Source organism: Pseudomonas mucoides, from assembly GCF_015461845.1.
Taxonomy (GTDB): domain Bacteria; phylum Pseudomonadota; class Gammaproteobacteria; order Pseudomonadales; family Pseudomonadaceae; genus Aquipseudomonas; species Aquipseudomonas mucoides.
Genome location: NZ_JACOPW010000001.1, coordinates 610,551 through 626,146 on the forward strand (window position 1 = coordinate 610,551; position 15,596 = coordinate 626,146).

Genomic DNA, 15,596 nt, shown 5'->3' on the forward strand with positions numbered 1-15,596 from the left:
GTCTGCTCCCCGCTCGCGGGGTGTCATGGCTAGCGGCCGATGGGGTAGATGATGGATTTCTCCTGGGTGAATTCTTTAAGCCAGTTCGGCCCGAACTCACGGCCCAGTCCTGAACGTTTGAAGCCGCCGATGGGCGCATAAGGCAAGCTGCCGCTACCCCCATTGAGGTACACACTGCCGGCACGAATTCGTCGAGCCATGGCATAGGCGGTGGCGGCATCTGCAGAGGAAACAGCGGCGTTGAGGCCAAACCGCGAATCGTTGGCAATGGCAACCGCCTCGTCATCACTGTCGAAACCGATCACCACCCCCACCGGCCCGAAGATTTCCTCCTGGGCGATGAGCATGTCGTTGCTTACGTCATCGAACAGGGTGATGTCGCTGAAGAAGCCCTGGCGCAGATGCGCAGGTCGTCCACCACCGCAGACCAGCGTGGCCCCGGCGTCGCGGCCGCTGGCGATGAAATGCTCGACCTTGGCGCGCTGCGACTCGCGGATCAGCGGGCCCATCATCACGCTCGGGTCCGCCGGGTCACCGACCTTCCACTGCCCGGCAATGGCTTTGGCGCACTGCACGAATTGCTCGCGTACCGAGTGATGCACAACGAAGCGGGTGAGCAATGCACAGCCCTGCCCCGCGTTGACCGCCAGCCCGGCGACAGCTCCCAGCGCGGTGGCCTGAATGTCGGCATCGGCGCGCACGATCAACGCCGATTTGCCGCCCAGTTCCAGATGCACGCGCTTCAGGGTCGGCGCCGCCTGACTCATGATGCTCATGCCGACCGTTTCCGAACCGGTGAACGAGACCATGTCCACCCGCGGGTCGCTGCTCAACAAGCCGCCCACTTCAATACCGCCGGTGACAATGTTGAGTACGCCCTGGGGCAGGCCGATTTCTTCAGCGATCTGACCGAACAACAGCGCCGAGTACGGGGTAAATGGCGAAGGCTTGAGCACCAGGGTGTTGCCGGCCAGCAAGGCCGGAAACACCTTGGCCAGGTTAAGAAGAAACGGAAAGTTATAGCCGGTGATGCCGGCCACCACGCCGATGGCCTCACGCTCCACCGTGCCGCTGCCGAGAATCATCGGCCCTGCCGGGTTGAACGGATTGGGATTGGCCTGCACCGGAATCTGCAAGCTGTCGCTGTGCACAGACTGCTCGATCGCGGTTAGCACATGGCCCAGCGGCATGTCCACCTGCATGGCATAAGTCACGCCTTGGGAACAGCCGACCTCAGCGATAATCAGCGCGGCAATTTCCTCCCTTTTTGCCACCAAAGCTGCGTGCATCCGCCGCATGTACCCGGCCCGTTCGGCCATGCTCAACCAGGGCCAAGGGCCGTTATCAAAGGCGTTGCGTGCGGCGGCGATGGCTGCGTCGGCGCTCTGCAGATCACCATTCGGTGCATGACCGATGACCGCTTCGGTGGCCGGGTTGAGCACTGCTTCGCGCGGACCGTCAACATCCACCCACGCGCCATCGATGTACAGCTTGTCCAGCTGGGTAAAGGGAACACTCATGGTGTTGGATCTCCTGAGACTTTGCCGGTGATAATTTCTGCAGCGCGCATGGCAATGGCCATGGCCGGGGCATTGGTGTTACCGGAAACCAGGCACGGCATCACCGAAGTGTCGACCACACGCAGGCCCTCGACGCCGCGCACACGCAGTTGCGGATCGAGCACCGACGCGCTGTCGGCACCCATGCGACAGGTCCCGGAAACGTGATAGGCGGTCTGGCCGAAGCGGCGGAACGCAGCAAGAATTTGCGCGTCGCTTTCTACCTCCGGTCCCGGTGTCAGCTCGCCGACAATGAATGGCTTGAGCACCGGCTGTGCAGCCAGACGGCGGAACCAGCGAAACAAGGCAATTGCGGAAGTGCGATCGATCTCGGCGCTCAAATAATTGGCGTTGATCCGGGGTGGAACCGTGGCGTCCGCCGATTGAATGCGCACCTCACCCTGGCTCTGCGGACGCAGGAAATAGCCACCGATGGTCAGGCCGGGCTCCTTGTCGATTTCGACCTTGTTACCGTCGCCATCCATGGAATAGAGGCTGACGCCGATTTGCGCGTCCGGACGATCCAGCTCCGGGCGCGTCTTGATGAAACCACCGGCCTCGTGAGCGGCGTGGGTCATCGGTCCTTTCTTGCGCAAAAAGTATTGGGCCACTGCACCGAGTAACCCAATCCCATGGAAGCAGTGATTGAAGCTGCCACGGGTGACCCGATACTGCATGGCCATGTACACGTGCTCACGCAGGTTACGCCCGACCTCGGGGGCGTCGTGCAGCACACTGATACCCAGCGAGTTCAACAGTGCGGCCGGGCCGATGCCAGACAGTTGCAACAGCTTCGGCGATTCAATGGCACCGGCGCACAACAACACCTCGCGGCGCACTTCGAAGCGTTCCTTGCCGGCGCTGTTGTTGACCTGCACGGCACAGGCACGGTGATTGCTGAACTCGATGCGTTGAACATCCGTGCCGGTCATTAACGTCAAATTCGGACGTGCGCGCACCGGATCGAGAAAGGCCTTGGCGGCACTGAATCGCTGGCCTTTCCAGGTGGTTTGCGGCTGATAGCCGAAGCCACCCTGAGTGACCGAGTCGATATGATTGGTGTCTTCAGTGCGCGCCACACCCAGCTCACCGGCCGCGCTGATGACGGCATCGCACAGGGCGTGGCCCGATGGGTGCACCGTGACTTTGAGCGGGCCACCGACTCCGCGCCATTGGCTCTTGCCCAACTGGTGGTCTTCGAGGGCGACAAACTGCCGGCCCATGTCTTTCCAGCCCCAGCCCGCGCAGCCTTGCGCTTCCCAATGATCATAATCAGCGGGTGCTCCCCGTACATAGACCATGCCGTTGACCGAACTGGAGCCGCCAATCGTTTTGCCTTTGAGCCATTGCTCATCGCTCATACCCTCACCGCGTGCAGCCTTGTAGCTCCACACATGCGGATTGCCGGGGCTGAGCAGTTTGCCAATGCCACGGGGCATGGCAATCAACGGACTGGTGTGATCCGGTCCGCTCTCGATCAGCAGCACCGAAACGTTCGTGTCGGCAGACAAGCGATTGGCCAGGACGCAGCCGGATGACCCCGCACCGATGATGATGTAGTCGTAGGTTTTGCTCATTGTTGTTCTTCTTTTGCGGGTTGCTGAAAGTCTTCCATTACCAAGGCGGCACTCACCGGTGTTCGTCGGATGTATCGCGAACCTCGATGACCCGTTCCGGGCAGGCACGGGCACCGCGGGTTGCCAGCCGCTCTTGCCCAATCGGCACACTTAAGCCGTTGCTGGCGATGTAGCCGTTGTTATCGAGTGGATAGAGCGCGGGCGCGACGTTGTTGCAGCGGGCATGACCTACGCAGCCGGATTGGTTGATAGGCGTTTTCGCCGTGGGCGGTGAGCTCTGCCCATAGATCGAAATCGCGGGCAAGGTGCTTGGGAATGTGCGCAGGAACAGGTGCAGGCGTTTCAGGAGCGTTATTCATTATTGTTCTCCAGGTCTCTATCGGACTGGAGAAACGGTAAGGCCGCAGACGCAAAGCCACAACGAACAGAAGCGCAAATCTGTACGGCATAGACGGAATTAATTAACACTTTCGCCGAATATGTTCTAAAAATAATCCTGCTGGTGCAAAAAATCCTCTGTCATTGTGTTCTGATCACCGCCGGGAAGCTCTTGTACCCGCCGTCATGAAACCAATAAAAAGCGCTGCCGAGGTTAAGAATGTCTCACCTAGCTTCCGTGCAAACAGCCGATAAAAATCACGCCAGTCAACGCCACGCCTTGCGTTCCCAACGCACCCGGGAATTGTTGCTGGACCACATGTATCGCCTGGCGCTGGAAAAGGGCTACGAAGGAATTACGGTCCAGCAATTACTGGACAGTACAGGGGTCGCGCGCTCCACCTTCTACGCGCACTTTCGCGACAAGGAGGACCTGATCGTCGCCGGGTACGAAGCCATTGGCGTTCCCTCGACCAAGGTCACCGAAGTTGATGGCGACCGCCGTGTCCTGCTGGATGTTTCGGCCTGGCTGTTCAGCGCCACCGAACGTCATGCGGCACTGACAACGGCGTTCTTCAGCGGCCCGGGACAGAACGTGATTCTCGCGCACCTGGAAAATATCCTGATCATCCAGGTCCGGGAACACTACCGGAAACAGGGCCTGTACCAAATCGATCAACTGCGTGGCGAGGCCGCCGTGCGCTGTTTCGTCGGTGCCCTGGTGGGGCTGTGGTTGTGGTGGGTGCGCCACGACTATCCGAACCCGGCGCGGGAAATGACCGAAACCTTCGACAGCCTGATGAACAACGGCACCTGGCCGCCTGACAACAACGTGCGCCAGTAGCGGGATCAAGAGGCGCAGGCCATGATCAGAAACTGTCGGAATGCCTGGGTCGGTGCCGACAAACAGTTATCCGGCAGCCAGATCAGCCCCAGTTCCATGGGTGGAATCACATCCACCAGCGGCCGGATTTCAATCTTCTTGCCTTCCAGAGACCAGGCCCGGTACAGCATGTCTGAGAGAATGGTCACACCGAAACCATGCCCCACCAGCCCGCGCAATGCCTCCATGGATGAGGTACGAAAAGCCACCTTGGGTGCCAGTCCGCGGGATTCCCAATAGCGCATGGTCGAGGTCTCCCCCTCATCGACCGTGGCCAGGATATAGGCATGCTCGGCGACGTCTTCGAGATTGATCGAGGTGGCAGACATCAATGGGTGCTGACTTGCCAGCCAGAGTTGGCGGCGCGAACGAATTAGCACATGGTGAGCGAAACCGTGCAAGTTCGGCGTATTGGAGACAATTGCCAGGCCCAAGTCGAGGTCGCCATTGCTCAGGGCCGCTTCAATGCTCTGGCGGTCCATGTCGATCAGGTCGATCTCTACCTGAGGGTAGCTACGTTTGAAGCGTGCCAGCAGCGCTGGCAGAAAGTAACCGAGCACCGTGTAGGAGGCACCCACACGCACGGTTCCTTGCATCGCATGGCCGAGAAACAGCGGTTCACTGAGAGCGTCCTGCAGCGTGTCGAGAATGTGCCGCGCATGCTGGGAAAACTTGTTGCCTTCAGCGGTCAGCGCCACGCCATGGGGCAAGCGGTCGAACAAGCTGACGCCCAAGGACTGTTCCAGATGCAACACCGCCGCAGTAATCGCCGACTGCGATACATGCGCCTTCAGCGCCGCCTGGGAAAACTGGCCGGCGTCGGCGGCGGCAACGAAATAGCGCAGTTGGCGCATGGAAATATCTTTGCCTTTCGTCATCTGATTTTCTGATACCTGCCGCCTGAATATATGAAACAGCTCGGTCCACGGGCTGGTTACACTCGAGACCGGGTAGCTGCCCTGACGTATCGTTATCCTTCGAATTTCAGCGCCAATAATAAAAATGGCTGAAGGTTGAAAAATGAACGCGATCCACTACAGCGAGTACGACTGTGAAGCGTCAGGTAATTTCCTGACCGAAGCTTCATTGGCCAGGCAAGGCTTCGACATCCGGGTTGAACACGCGCAATGGTCCAACACTGGCACTGCCTTGATAGAAACCGGCGACAGTTGCCTGTTGCGCTTGATGCTGCCGGCCAGCTCGCAGATCAAGCCTAACTGCGGCGGTTTTTCCAGCCACGGTGCGCCTCAATTCCAACCCCTGGGCAAGCTGTTGTTCATTCCCCATGGCACCGAGTTCCACCTGCGTCACGATGCCGGAGAGCAAAAGGCCCTTGTGTGTCTATTCGACCCCTCCTCACTCGGCGTCCTGGGCAGCTATCGCTGGAACTGGCAGGACAACGTCAGCGCAGCCATGCTCAACCTGCAAAGCGGCTACTTGCACGCCTCGTTGCAACGGCTGGCCGAAGAAGTCGCCAACCCCGGCTTCGCCAGCGAGCTGCACACCGAGTGCCTGCTCACCAGCATTGCCCTGGACCTGCGCCGCGAATTTATCGACGCGCCCGACGATGCCACTTGTTCCTCACACTGCGCTGAAAAACTCAGCCATCGTCAACTCAACATCCTGCGTGAATTGCTCGACAGCGCCAGTGACGAAGGCCGCTCACTGGGCCACTTGGCGCGGGCCTGCGAACTGCCGTTGCGGACCCTGTCCAGTCGCTGCAAAAACACCACCGGCATGACCTTGCGCCAGTACGCCGCGCAAACCCGTTTGCAAAAAGCCGTGGCGCTGTTGGCTGACCCACGGTTGCTGATCAAACAAGTGGCCTATCAGGCCGGCTTCAACAACGCCGCCGCTTTCAGCGCGGCCTTCCGTAAAGAGCTCGGTGTCACACCCGAGGAATTTCGCCACCAGCGCCAGCGCTGAAAGGCACCCGGACAAGGGCGCCTTCCAGCAATACGGGCTTTAACGACGAATCGTGGCGGTGATTTTGGCGTGTGGCCCATTGACCTGCGCGGCCCAGGCTTCAGCCGCCTGATCGAGGGTAAAATCCAGGTAATCCACCTGAATCTGCTGCTCTTTGGCGATCTTCAGCAGACGCAGCCAGATCTGTTCACGGTCTGCGGGCGGGCGCTGGCCAGTGCCGATGCACGACAGATTGCGAAACAACAGATCGGCAATATCCAGATTGAGCTGGCGGCCGGCTCCCGTGCCAATGGTCATGATCCGTGCGCCCCAGTTGGTGGCCTTCAGCGACGTCAACATCGGTTGACCGCACACGAGGTCGAGCACCACATCAAATCCGCCATCGGCCGCATCCTTGAGCGCCGCGACGTCATCGCTGCCACCCAGGGTCACCACTTCATCGGCAAGGCCTCGCGACTTCAACCGCCCCAGTGCTTCAGCGGACCGGGCAGCACCGACCACTTTGCCTGCACCCAGACCGCGCGCCAGTTGCAGGGCGATCTGGCCGAGCGTGCCGGTGGCGCCCAGGATCAGCACCTTCTCACCCTTCTGAATCGCGGCTTTTTCCAGGGGCACGATGGCGCCGGTCGCAGCGATGCCCATGCTGATCGCGGTTTTATCGTCCACGTCGTCCGGCACATTCCATACTTCGGCTTGCGGCACCAGGGTGCGCTCTGCCCAGGCACCAAACGGCAACACCGAGCGCTCGCCGAAATACACCCGGCGGCCATCCGGCGCACGGCCAACGCCTTCTCCGCGAATGACACAGGGATATTCAACACCCAGACGGTAGGCGCCGAGTACATCCCAGCCACCAAGGCCAGCGGTATCGACATCGATCAGCACCGAGCCGTCTAGCGGCTGCGGATCACGAAACTCGCCCACTACCGGCGGCGCATTGCGCTCGGAAATGATTGCTGCACGCATGGCATTCTCCTTGTCTGTTTTATTGTCAGGCTGCACTCGAGGCAATAATTGAACATTATTCTGTTATTTGTCTATATTTACTTCGGCAGCTTCTCTAACTGGCAACTAATGGCTCGGACTGATATCGCGGATACCCACCCAATGTCAGCAGCAGCAATGGGCCGACGACAAAGCAGATAAAACTGAACAGCAGCATGGCCGAGTAGCCACCGGTGAGCTTGAACAACCCGGCGAACAGTAACGGCGAGATCGCCGCACCTGCGGTAATCAAGCCCAGGTGCGCGCCAAACAAGCGGCCGTAGTCGCGCATGCCGAAGTAACGGGCGATCAGGAAAGCAGCGATATCGAACTCGGCACCGGCACCCACGCCGACCAGCAACGTGGCGAGGGTGTACATCGCAATACTGGAATCCCCATAGGCAAAAATGCCGCAGGCAAATGCCGGCATCAGCAGCGCGACAGAGGCAACACCGGGCGCCCACAACCGGTCAATCAGGTAGCCCACCAATAGTCGGCCAAGGATCAGCGACACGCCGAAGCTGGCGAAAATCTGACTGGCCTGCAGGGCGCTCAGGCCACGGTCCTGCAGCAACGGCACAATGTTGGTGACCATGCCCACCACGCACGACACCACCAACGTCATCGACAGGTTGCACACCCAGAAACGCCAGGAGCGCATCGCCTCGCGCAGCAGTAGACCGCCGGTTTGTTCGCTGGTGGCGGGGAGTTGCGTCGAGTTGTGGCTGACATTGGTGGTCGGCAACAACCAGCGTAAGGCCAAGGGCAACGCCAGCAGCACCGGCAATACACCCAGCGCGAGGAATCCCGCCTGCCAATTCCACCGGCTGATCGCCCAGGCGGTGATCAGCGGAAGCATGATGGCCGCCAGTCCGGAGCCACTGAGGATGATCGCCAGCGCCAGACCACGGTTTTCCTCGAACCACAAGTTCACCAGGTGCGACCAGGTCACCTGCAACGTACCCAGCCCGGCTAGCGGCACCAGGAAAAAGCCAAGGTAGAGGGTCCAGATCGAGCCATTGATACAGGTCAGGGTGAAGACACTCAGGGACAACGCGAGCAGCGACAGCAACGTGACCCGGCGCAAGCCGTAGCGCGAGTTGAGCCAGCCGGCCAATTGCGACGCGACGATGGTGCCCAGCGATAACGCGGTGATCGCCGCCTGCAACTCCGCCCTGCCCCAGCCCATGGCCTGTTCCAGCGGAATCACCATGGAGCTGAAGCTGTACAGCAGCAACGAACTGGAACTGGTGGCAACGCCCACCAGCGCCAGAATCAGCACCCGCCAGCCGCGTTTGAATTCTGCGTTATCAAAGCCTTTCATGGTGTGTGACCTCAGTCGTTGCCAATAAACACAGCCGCTTGCGCGCTCTTGCTCAGTACCTGGGCACGACGTGCCGGGCCAGGTGCGGTCTCGACCTGAACAAGGGTGTCTTCGGGGTGAATCAGCGTCGGGCCATTACCCAGTTGCTCAAGCGCCAGAAGCGCCAAGTCATCTGCTTTGGGCAAGGTCATGGTCAGGGCGTCGGCAATGTTCAGTTTGACCATGGCATCGCGCATGGTGGGTGTGTCGACAGTGCCGATGACCAAATTGAGCACGTCGACGCCACGGTCTTTCCACTCCGCCCATAACGATTCGCCGAGGTTCAGCGCAAACCCTTTGGTGGCGGTGTACATCGCCAGTTTGCGAATACCCCCCAATGCAGCCTGGGAACCCACCAACAGCAAGCCGCCCTGCCCGCGCTCCAGCATCGCGGCACCAAAGGCATGGCTGCATTGCATCACGGTCAAGCAATTGAGGCGCAGCAACGCGCCCCAGTCCTCGGTCGAGGTATCGAGGAAGCGCGTGATGTAGGGATCGCCACCCGCGTTGTAGATAAACAGACCAACTTGACGTTCACCGACAGCCGCGAGCAATCGCTCACAGGCATCGGGCTGAGAAAGGTCCTGGATTACCACCAGCACTTCGATGGCGTAACGTTGCTCCAATTCGCCTTTCAATTGCGCCAGGGCGTCGCCACGGCGCGCCACCAGGACGCAGTTGAGGCTACGCTCGGCGAGGGCACGGGCAAACGCCGCGCCCACACCATGGGAGGCACCGGCAATCACCGCCCACGGACCATACCGATGCAGGAAGGCATTATCAGGAACAGACATAAACACTCCGAATACGAAGGCCCGGCGACCAGCCACCGGGCGAGAAAGGTTTCACCCTGTCAGGCCACGGGTGGCAGGTCGATGTGGCGGGCGGAGGCGCCAATGGCGGTGCTGCCGTAGACCAGGACGCGCCGCTCGATGTGCGCCATGAACAGGCGCAGCAAAGGCCCGTCGTATTCAGGCCCGGCGCTTTTGACAAAGGCTTCCAGCGCTGCATCAATCTCGCTGTAGTCACTGAAGGTGCGGTCCAGCAGGACTTGCGCCTCCTGTTGTTCCAGCTCGCGCAAGTGCAATTCCATGGCATCGCCACGGCCCAGGTACTCCACCAGTTTGCTCACGGCGCGCAGCTTGGTTTTCTGGAAGTCACTGCCGACTTCCACCTGCGCCAGGGCATCGGCGAGCATGGTCAGCAACTGGGCATTCGGGCCGCTGCTGACCATGTCCAGTTTCGGCGTTTGCAGAGGCACACCCATGGCTTCGGCCAGCGCATGCACCACCACCCGGCGCAGGGCGATGTCAAACTCGGTGTAGGTGTCATGTGGGTCGCCCGGTTGTGGCGTGGCCACCGACGCCGAGAACTGCATCGTGCTGACGGTGGCAAACAGTGCCGTGTGGTAACGCACCACATCGGGCTCCGCCGGTTCGCCGGTTACTTGCTGGTAGTAGCGATACAGGGCGGCGAAGCTGTCCCCGAGCGGCTCGTAATTGTCACGCATGCGCGCCGACGCCAGGTCGGCCAAGGGATCGCCGATCATGGCAAATTCGAAATCGTAGAGACCCTGTACCTGTCCGCTCTCGAACAGATATTGCCCTGAATCGTACTGCACGAAAGCAGGCCGGATACGGTGCTGCGGCACATTGCGGCGCAACCAGCCGAGGGCGAATTCAACCAGCGGCTGAGGCCTGGTTTTATTGCGTGCATACAGCGGGTAGTAAGCTTCCAGACCTGCGAGGGTAATGTCCTCGGCACTGGTCGGCAGGTGAATGCCCTGCTCAATGAAGGGTTGCAACGGCAATTGGTGCATGCGCGCCATGGCGTCGACCCACTGGCGTGCGACAGCATGGCGCTCGGCATCACTGATCGCCGTGCTGATATCACGACTGCCCGGCACTAACTCCATCACGATGGCTTGCGGGTCTTCGCAGAAGCCGTAGATACGCGGCACCGGCACACCTTGCTGGCCGAGCAAGGTGAGAATATCCGCCTCCCGGCGCAGATCCGGGAATGGGCTGACATCACCACCTCGCTCGCCACGAATATGCAATTGAAGGGTTTCGCCATCGCGTTGCAGTTCAAGGTTCCACGCCGGACGCCAGCGCAGCAGGCGTTGCATGGCCGTGATGTTTCCGCCCAGCAGCCCTTCGACAAAGGTGCGCAGCTTTTCTTCGACCGGATCAACAGTCGTATTTATTGTTGTTGGCATACGGGGTCTTCCTCAGGCGCTGATGTTCAGCGCCGCTCTCAATGGGTGCTGGTGCTACCAGCGTTCGGCCCGCCTACCTGCTCCAGCGGCACGCCCTTTTTCTTCGCCAGGTCGGCGGTGTCCAGGTACTCGCGCCAGGCACAGATCAGTCCGTGTTCGTCCAGCTCATACACCGCCACCATCGAGTGCGGCATGGGGACGCCGTTGCTGACGCAGTAATCGTCGCGTTCGGTCATCACCACGCGCTCCGAAGAGACGATGTGGCGCGTGGTGCAACGGTTATGCGTGACATAACTCATCTGTCGCTCTATCTCCCGGCGTAACGCATCGCGCCCCCGGATCACGGGACCACCGGGCACCCACAGTTGCCAGACGGCGTCGTCGGCGAAGGTGGCCATGATGCGTTCGATATCGGGGCGGCTGCCGTCGCTGCCATCGCCCCAGGCGGCCAGCATGTCGAGGATGAAGCGTTCCTGTTCGAGTGCCATGAAACGGGCTCCAGTGCAGTGAATGGATCGGGATCAGACCGAGGTTTGAGGCAGCAGGAAGTTGCGCACCACCGGCACCATCGGTGTGCCGCAACTCATACCGCCGTCCACGCGCATCAGCGTCCCGTTGACATAGGCGGCGTCGTCGCTGGCGAGGAAAGCGGCCATGGCGGCGATGTCTTCCGGCTCGCCCAGTTGCGGTACGTTTTGCAGGTCGAGAAAGGCCGACTTCATCGCCTCGTTGGCCCAACTTTCCATGGCTGGCGTGCGAATCACTCCCGGCAGGATGCCGTTGCAACGAATGCCGCGTTTGCCAAAGGTGGCGGCAATGCTTTGCACGTACCAGTTGAGCGCGGCCTTGGAGGCGCCGTAGCTGAACTGAGAAATTTCGCCGGCAATCGAGCTGGTGGACGAGGTGAACAGAATCGAACCGCTGCCCTGGGCGAGCATGTGCGGCAAGGCGTATTTGCACGCCAACACGCCACCCAACACGTTGACCCGCATGCAGTTGTGGAACAGCTCGGTGTTGAAGTTGATGAAGTCGATATCGCGGGTGGTGGCCGGGTTTCTGTACACGGCGTTATTGAACAACACGTCGATACGACCGAAGGTCTCGACAGTCTGCTCGACCATCTCCCGCAAGGCGCCTTCCTCACCAACATCCACTTGCATGGCCATTGCCTTGGCACCTATTTCAGCTGCCACGGCCTGCGCCGATTCGGCGAAAAGGTCGGTGACCACTACCGTGGCGCCCTCCCGGGCAAAACGCAGTGCCGAGGCGCGGCCGATGCCACTGCCGGCGCCTGTGATGACGCAGACCTTGCCGTCTAAACGTTGCACAATCTCGCTCATAAAAGGGTCTCGGGACGGATAAAAAAATCGGCGCCTGTGACAAGCGCCGAAAAGGAGCATGAGGTCAGCGGGTCTGGCCACCGGCAATGGTCTGCGGATTGGCTTCACGCTCGGCGACCGGTTCCTGGCGGTAGCGCGTCGGGCCGTTGCCGAACATGCCGTACTGGTCACGGGTGAAGTCGTACAACGAGTAGGAATCCTGTTGCGGGTTATTGGGAATGCCATACGCCTCGATGTTGTATTGCGAGCCGGTACGGAACAGCGCGCCGCTGTCGTCCCAGGCGTCGTAGACCGCAGCACCAAAGGTGTCCTCGTCGATGTAGTAGCGGCGTTTTTTCTGCGCGTGGCGGACGCCGTCCTTGCGGGTCGCTTCCACCACCCAGACACGGTGCAGTTCCCAGCGTTCACACGCGGGATTGATGTGTTTGGGCATGAGTTTCTTGTCCATGTCGCAACCCCATTTCAGCGTGTAGTTGCTGTAGGGGATGAACATTTCCTTTTTACCCACCAGCTTCCAGTCGAAACGGTCCATCTTTCCGGAGAACAGGAAGATTTCGTCGTAGAACGCCACCCCGCCGAACGCCGAGTTGGGGGTGTCGTAGTTGAATTCCGGAGCCTTGCGCACGCGGCGCTGGCCGGTGCTGTAGCTCCAGGCGTAGCGGGAGTCGGCGACCGGGTCGAGATAATCCCAATACCCGGATGCCTGGCCGGCCGTACGGGCCGGCGCGACGATGCGCGACCAGATACGCTGGGCGATTTTCGGATCACGCCCGGGAACATCCATCTGGTAGAAGGGTTTTTCGCCGGTGGACCGATTGGTGTTGGTTAGCGTCGCGTGGCCTTCATTAACCACGTAGGCACTGTGGTTCCAGTCCCAGCCATTCACGCCCTGATAGTTGAGGATGTAGTTCCACATCAATTCCCGGCCATCTCGCGGCAGCGGGAATGGCAGGCCGCCCCGGCACCCTTCGCTGATCGACAGCCCGTCGTTCTCGGTTTTGCAGTCCTTGCGGCTGGCGTTGCGCTGGGTGGCTGCCAGGAAATTCGCCGGAAAGGTTGCCGTCCTGTGGGTGGGGTACACCTCAAGATAATAAGTGTCGGGGTTCTGCTTGAGCAGTTGCAGCTGCCCGGCCGCCAATTGGTCGGCGTACTGGTCGGCGTTAGCCGCCGTAATGCGCAAGCGGGGTTTTTCATTGGCAAACGGGTTGGGCCAGTTGCCGTCGCCGGGCACCAGCCCTGCGGGCACTTTCAGGCCACCGTCGTAGGGCGGAATAGTGCCTGCCGCGTTACCCGCCACAATCGCGCCAAAGCTCGTGAGCTTACCGCCCAGGTCGGCGGTGGTAGCGCCCTCATCGGCCACAGCCGCCCCCGCCAAAGCAATGGCCACAAGGCCCATCGCATATGCATTAACCGTCATAACGTTCTCCATTCAGATGGGTGACCGCCGAGTCCGGTGATCACTGCATTGCAGTTCAGGCGCGGCTCAGAACGCAGTGCTGAGGGTCAGCGAGACCCAGTTGCGGTCGGTCAGGCCGACGTCGCCGGTGCCCCCGACGACGGTTTTTCCGACGCCGGCAACGTCTGCATATTTGCGTTCGCTGCCGTAGCCGATGTACGACAGAGTCACGTCGACGCGCTCGTCGTAGGTGCCCTTCACACCTGCTTTCCAGGTGTATTTGCCTTCGTTGCCACCGCCCGTGGCGGCATTGCCGTTGACGCCGTAATCCACACTCATGGGCGTGGAAATATTCCAGCCAGGGAACACCCCAAGCCATTGCGGCGCAAAGCTAACGGCCAGGCCGACATAGTTCTTGGTAGCGCAGCCGTAATGCTTGTCCTGCCCCGCCGGGCAGCCGCCATAGCCTTCTCCTTTGAACAGTTCCTCGTGCTTGGTCACCCGTTGCACATGACTGAACGCCATTTCGGTGATCAGGCTGCCGGTGTCGAAGTAATCGGTGCGCGGCAGCAACCACAGGCCGTTGACCACCATGTGCCACGTGTCACCGCGAGCGCCCTGATTGTCGGCAGTGCTGATGTTGCTGGAGACCAGCGAGGTGTTCTGGCGATACGACAGGTCGACGCCGAGGGAACCTCCGCCCAATACCGGACCTGCGGAGTAACCCAGGCCATAGAGCTTGACGTTCTCGGCGTACACGTAACGGGCGAAGGTCGGCGCTACTTGCAGGCCCCACGGGTTGTAGTCATCGAACTCGCGATAGAACGCGCTGACCTCCGAATGCAGGAAGTCGAAGCTGTAGGTGCCCATCACGCCCCAGTTGCCCCTGTCCTTGGGTTTGACCGGATCAATCAACGGCCGCGAAACACCGCTGAACAATGGCAAACGGTCCGGCCCTTCCAGGGCGACGTCGGCGGAGGCCAGATAGGTACCGCCTTCAGGCGCGCGCGTGGTGTCCCATTCGAAGAAGTATTGCGCTGCCAGCGACAACTTGTCGGTGACCTGAGCCTGGGTTGAAATCTGCGTCAGCGGCAGGAAGATTTCACGGGTCTCGGTACCAGGGTTGCTCACCGCCTTGCGCCCATCCAACGGTGCTTGCGAGTAGGACACCGCATGCCCGGCAATCAGCAGGCCGTTGCCCCAGTACACGGTATGCCGGCCGGCACGCACGCTGACCGGAATCTCACCCAGGTCGAAGCGGGTAAACGCAAAGGCGTCCAGCAACTCGCCGCTAGGGCCACGGTGATAGCGTTTGGTGAAGCTGGAGTATTTACCGTTGTTGTAGCTCGGCGTGCTGGTACCGGGGAACGCACCTGGGTAGTAAACATTGCCGGGGCTGGTTTCGACATCAGTGTTTTCATATGCCTGGTCGTACCAGCCAGCGCCGCTGATGCGAAAGCCGTTGTACTGCTTGTACGCGACCTCCATTTCGCTCATCAAATCGACACGATTGGTCACCACATCGCCCCGATCAAACTTGGCGTCGGACTCGTCGTAGCTGGCGTTATTGGCCAACGCGGAGTCGCGCCCCTCGGCCCGTATGCCCAGGTTGTAACGTACGGTGTTGTCCCAGCGCGCGGTCCAGTCCGGATTGCCGGTATCAAACTCGGCGGCCTGCACAGCGCCAACAGTCAAGGCACACCCGGTCACGCTGAACCAGACAGCCAGGCTTAACGGCTTTAGCTTTGCGTCGATCATCAACACTCCCATTACTTTTTATTGTTGTTGGCAGCCGAAGCGTTGGGCCGTCTGGACCGCGCCAATGAGCGCTCGTCTGTGGGCTTTCGGTATGGACTGAAGTAGACGGGACGGGGAGGTTCGAGACAACGATTGGGAGTATTGCTGAAATGCATTTTGGTATTGGTCAAATACTCCCGACCTATACTCAAAGGTCCTGGATCGTACTTTTTGA

14 protein-coding genes are annotated in these 15,596 nt (G+C 60.4%); 2 read left to right on the forward strand and 12 right to left on the reverse strand.

Annotated features, from left to right (window positions below):
* Positions 1 to 29: 29 nt before the first annotated feature.
* From H8F22_RS02925 to H8F22_RS02935, 3 genes are read right to left on the reverse strand one after another with little or no spacing between them, the layout of a single operon-like run.
* A complete protein-coding gene (locus tag H8F22_RS02925; protein WP_020300823.1) occupies positions 30 to 1,520 on the reverse strand; it encodes an aldehyde dehydrogenase family protein in 1,491 nt (496 codons plus the stop codon).
* Positions 1,517 to 3,136: a GMC family oxidoreductase gene (locus H8F22_RS02930; protein WP_057005038.1), complete on the reverse strand. Its 1,620-nt coding sequence runs from the start codon at positions 3,134 to 3,136 to the stop codon at positions 1,517 to 1,519. Before H8F22_RS02930 ends, H8F22_RS02925 begins: the two co-directional genes overlap by 4 nt.
* 52 nt (positions 3,137 to 3,188) lie before the next feature.
* A complete protein-coding gene (locus H8F22_RS02935) occupies positions 3,189 to 3,440 on the reverse strand; it encodes a ferredoxin (protein ID WP_154220403.1) in 252 nt (83 codons plus the stop codon).
* Positions 3,441 to 3,734: 294 nt separating this feature from the next.
* On the opposite strand from H8F22_RS02935, the gene H8F22_RS02940 reads away from it, so the two are divergent.
* On the forward strand, positions 3,735 to 4,358 hold the full coding sequence (locus tag H8F22_RS02940) for a TetR/AcrR family transcriptional regulator (protein WP_032904483.1): 624 nt from the start codon (positions 3,735 to 3,737) through the stop codon (positions 4,356 to 4,358).
* A gap of 5 nt (positions 4,359 to 4,363) precedes the next feature.
* Here H8F22_RS02940 and H8F22_RS02945 read toward each other — a convergent pair whose 3' ends face one another.
* Positions 4,364 to 5,275, reverse strand: a complete 912-nt coding sequence (locus tag H8F22_RS02945) for a LysR family transcriptional regulator (protein ID WP_020300825.1) — start codon at positions 5,273 to 5,275, stop codon at positions 4,364 to 4,366.
* 142 nt (positions 5,276 to 5,417) lie between these two features.
* Here H8F22_RS02945 and H8F22_RS02950 point away from each other — a divergent pair, with 142 nt between their 5' ends.
* Positions 5,418 to 6,323 carry a helix-turn-helix domain-containing protein gene (locus tag H8F22_RS02950; protein WP_020300826.1) on the forward strand — a complete coding sequence of 302 codons (906 nt, stop codon included), beginning with the start codon at positions 5,418 to 5,420 and terminating at the stop codon, positions 6,321 to 6,323.
* Positions 6,324 to 6,362: 39 nt separating this feature from the next.
* Here the strand turns inward: H8F22_RS02950 and H8F22_RS02955 are convergent, their stop codons facing one another.
* From H8F22_RS02955 to H8F22_RS02990, 8 genes are all read right to left on the reverse strand, one after another.
* Positions 6,363 to 7,289: a quinone oxidoreductase family protein gene (locus tag H8F22_RS02955; protein ID WP_020300827.1), complete on the reverse strand. Its 927-nt coding sequence runs from the start codon at positions 7,287 to 7,289 to the stop codon at positions 6,363 to 6,365.
* A gap of 94 nt (positions 7,290 to 7,383) precedes the next feature.
* A complete protein-coding gene (locus H8F22_RS02960; RefSeq protein ID WP_020300828.1) occupies positions 7,384 to 8,631 on the reverse strand; it encodes an MFS transporter in 1,248 nt (415 codons plus the stop codon).
* A gap of 11 nt (positions 8,632 to 8,642) precedes the next feature.
* The gene (locus H8F22_RS02965) at positions 8,643 to 9,464 is read right to left on the reverse strand and encodes an SDR family NAD(P)-dependent oxidoreductase (protein ID WP_020300829.1); all 822 of its coding nucleotides are present in this window, start codon (positions 9,462 to 9,464) and stop codon (positions 8,643 to 8,645) included.
* A gap of 59 nt (positions 9,465 to 9,523) precedes the next feature.
* Positions 9,524 to 10,888: a phosphotransferase family protein gene (locus H8F22_RS02970; RefSeq protein WP_020300830.1), complete on the reverse strand. Its 1,365-nt coding sequence runs from the start codon at positions 10,886 to 10,888 to the stop codon at positions 9,524 to 9,526.
* Between the two features lie 38 nt (positions 10,889 to 10,926).
* Entirely contained in the window at positions 10,927 to 11,376 is a 450-nt protein-coding gene (locus H8F22_RS02975; RefSeq protein WP_020300831.1) for a nuclear transport factor 2 family protein, read from the reverse strand.
* A 33-nt stretch (positions 11,377 to 11,409) separates the two neighbouring features.
* Positions 11,410 to 12,228, reverse strand: a complete 819-nt coding sequence (locus tag H8F22_RS02980; protein ID WP_020300832.1) for an SDR family NAD(P)-dependent oxidoreductase — start codon at positions 12,226 to 12,228, stop codon at positions 11,410 to 11,412.
* Between the two features lie 64 nt (positions 12,229 to 12,292).
* Positions 12,293 to 13,645 carry a DUF1329 domain-containing protein gene (locus tag H8F22_RS02985; protein ID WP_057005036.1) on the reverse strand — a complete coding sequence of 451 codons (1,353 nt, stop codon included), beginning with the start codon at positions 13,643 to 13,645 and terminating at the stop codon, positions 12,293 to 12,295.
* Positions 13,646 to 13,711: 66 nt separating this feature from the next.
* The gene (locus H8F22_RS02990) at positions 13,712 to 15,382 is read right to left on the reverse strand and encodes a DUF1302 domain-containing protein (protein WP_090234955.1); all 1,671 of its coding nucleotides are present in this window, start codon (positions 15,380 to 15,382) and stop codon (positions 13,712 to 13,714) included.
* Between the last annotated feature and the right edge of the window lie 214 nt (positions 15,383 to 15,596).